The sequence below is a fragment of the Fulvimarina fulva genome (assembly GCF_039652615.1).
Taxonomy (GTDB): Bacteria; Pseudomonadota; Alphaproteobacteria; order Rhizobiales; family Rhizobiaceae; genus Fulvimarina.
On sequence record NZ_JBDJAC010000030.1, the window covers coordinates 1 to 2,347 of the forward strand.

Sequence of the window (2,347 nt, forward strand, 5' to 3'; positions counted from 1 at the left end):
AAGCGGATATCGAGGCGGTCATTCCTGCCAAGCGGAACCGGATCGATCCGCCGGCGCATAACGCTGAGAAGTACAAATGGCGCAATCTCGTCGAGCGCCTGTTCAACAAACTCAAGAACTGGCAACGGGTCGCAACCCGATACGACAAAACCAGAGAGTCCTATCTCGGCTTCGTCTCCATTGCAGCAATCAAACTTTGGCTACCCTTTGTCCACGAGGCCTAGCATCCTCAATGAATACACTTACAAGCTGGACGAACTAGGAAGGACGACAAGCGCTAAAGGTAAGTTAAAATTGAAAAAGGCCCCACGTGATCCGAAAATTCAGCGGGAAGCAGGAGGAGCTGAACGGCTGGCCGACGATCACGGAGGACACCTGATCGGTTCGCGTTTTGAGGGTCCAGCTGATGCGATGAATACGGTTGCGCAAACCAAAATCTAAATCAAGGTGCTTGGAAAGCAATGGAGAATTCGTGGGAGCGTGCTATTAATGAAGGGAAAGAGGTGGTTGTGGATATCCTTCCAATTTACAGTGGCGAGGCAATTCGACCGCAGGGATTTAAAGTGATTGAACAGATTGATGGGGTTTTAACTCAACACTCCTTTAGAAACGCGGCTGGGGAAAAATTTCAATGACATCATGGAAAGATGAAGCAATTGAAAATTACGCGCTTTCGGTCTCTGATATGGTGATAGGAGACATCGGTGAGCGTTTTACCAGAATAGTCGCCCTGGGACGCGCCAATAAAGACGCGTCGTCAATCTCGATCATTTATTACGATTTAGAAGGCTATAGACGATCTCCAGAAGGATTTTTCGATTACGCAGATGATCTAAATAAAATTGTTAATAAATTTCATTCGAAATTTCAGAAAAATAATGAAGACTGGCGCGCGTCACTCCTAACATTAGACGCTGACGGAACTTTTGATCTCAAATTTGAATACGATGACCCGTATCGTTGGGAGTTGCACAAGTTTGATAAGACTTTGCAATAAAGATTAATTTATGCGTCATTAATGTAGTAAATATTTACCCCGGCGGACGATGATCAGAACTACGCCGGCACTGTTCGCTCAAACGGCCAGATCATCAAGAAGTGGGACAGCAAATTCACGACGACCTATGGCGACGAGCCAGGTGTCGGCAAGGGTGTCAAGTCAGGTACGGTCGGCGACGTGGTCGAGCCGACGAGCCATTCGGACAACATTCGGGTTGAGGGGCAGCCGGTAATCCGTCACTCCGACACCTGCACGCTCAACAACGGCAACTGTCCCGGCGAATACATTCACGTCAAATCGACCGAGGTCAATGCTGCTCCAGACGGCAACGACGAGGAAGACAGGGCTTGGTACGAGAAAGCGGCCGGGGACTACTGGGCCGGCTTTTCCTCGACATCGGATGCGGCAGCCGCGGGCGAAGGGATCTTCAACAAGCTGAGCGAATACGCCAGCGACACCTCACAGATTGGCCGGGATGCGCAAGCCGCGTACGACAGTATCCCGACGGGCCCCGAAATCTGGCAAGGCGCTTAGAACATCGGGCGCGGCGCGGCCTATGTCGCCGGTCAGGTCTACAAAGATCCCGCTGGCAGCGCTGAGGCTGTGGGTAACTATGCCAAGGATACGGCTGTCGGCGCCTACGAAAGCGTTAAGGCGGGTTACGCCGAGCACGGTGTGCTCGGTGCAATCGGCGCTGCCGGCGGCGTTGTCTTCGAGGTCGTCAATCCGCTCAAGAAGCTAAAGATGGCCGAAAGAGCGGCCGAGGCGCTCGAAAAGGCGGGTGACTTTGCCGGCGCCGCCCGCAAGCGCAAGGAAGCCGGAGAACTTTGCGAAAAGATAGATAGGGAGAAGAAAGGAGAAACCGACACCGATAGAGCGGATGCTGAGAGTTCAGGCGGGGCGAGGAGTACCGGGCTCTTACGTGTAAGATGCTTTGAAATTCCTAAAGGTGTCGATCGGAAAGAGTTTATACGTCAACTTAAAGAGCAGGAGACCACGATTAATAGCATGACCGCCGACGAGCTTGCTTATGCCCACACCGTCCTGGATTGGGCACGAGAAAAATGGTCGACGATGGATAAAAAAGGATCGTTCACTAACCTCCTGCGCGATCAAAAAGCGCAGGATGCCGCGCGAACCGCGTACGCTGCCGATTTGAGATTACAAGGATATTCACGCTCTGAGATCAAAAAAGCGATGTCTTCTGTCAACGCTACGCACTACCTAGGTGTTCAGTCCCGGCATGTGATGGGTTGGATCGTTTATGAATCGTACGGGCTCTTCCGTCCAGCATCGGACCAAATGCTCGAACGGGGTGAGGCCTCTCAGGGTCTTCAACCGTTTGGC

Annotated in this window: 2 protein-coding genes and 3 pseudogenes; 4 read left to right on the top strand and 1 reads right to left on the bottom strand. The window is 52.0% G+C overall.

All coding sequences use genetic code 11. The features are described 5' to 3' along the window. The 4 genes and pseudogenes from ABDX79_RS19600 to ABDX79_RS19610 all read left to right on the top strand — a co-directional run. A pseudogene (locus ABDX79_RS19600) lies at positions 1-224 on the top strand (IS5 family transposase); the annotation flags it as partial. Beyond that, positions 208-635, top strand: a pseudogene (locus ABDX79_RS19795) (DNA/RNA non-specific endonuclease). The pseudogenes ABDX79_RS19600 and ABDX79_RS19795, both read left to right, overlap by 17 nt. Further along, positions 632-997 carry an immunity protein YezG family protein gene (locus ABDX79_RS19605; RefSeq protein ID WP_346221979.1) on the top strand — a complete coding sequence of 122 codons (366 nt, stop codon included), beginning with the start codon at positions 632-634 and terminating at the stop codon, positions 995-997. The pseudogene ABDX79_RS19795 and the gene ABDX79_RS19605 overlap by 4 nt, the downstream one beginning before the upstream one ends. Before the next feature lie 30 nt (positions 998-1,027). Continuing rightward, positions 1,028-1,534, top strand: a complete 507-nt coding sequence (locus tag ABDX79_RS19610; RefSeq protein WP_346221980.1) for a DUF4150 domain-containing protein — start codon at positions 1,028-1,030, stop codon at positions 1,532-1,534. Positions 1,535-2,224: 690 nt separating this feature from the next. Here ABDX79_RS19610 and ABDX79_RS19615 read toward each other — a convergent pair. Then, positions 2,225-2,347, bottom strand: a pseudogene (locus ABDX79_RS19615) (IS481 family transposase); the annotation flags it as partial.

Excerpts from the sequence above, each read along its gene's own strand:
- ABDX79_RS19605 (WP_346221979.1), top strand. The coding sequence starts at position 632 with ATGACATCATGGAAAGATGAAGCAATTGAAAATTACGCGCTTTCGGTC.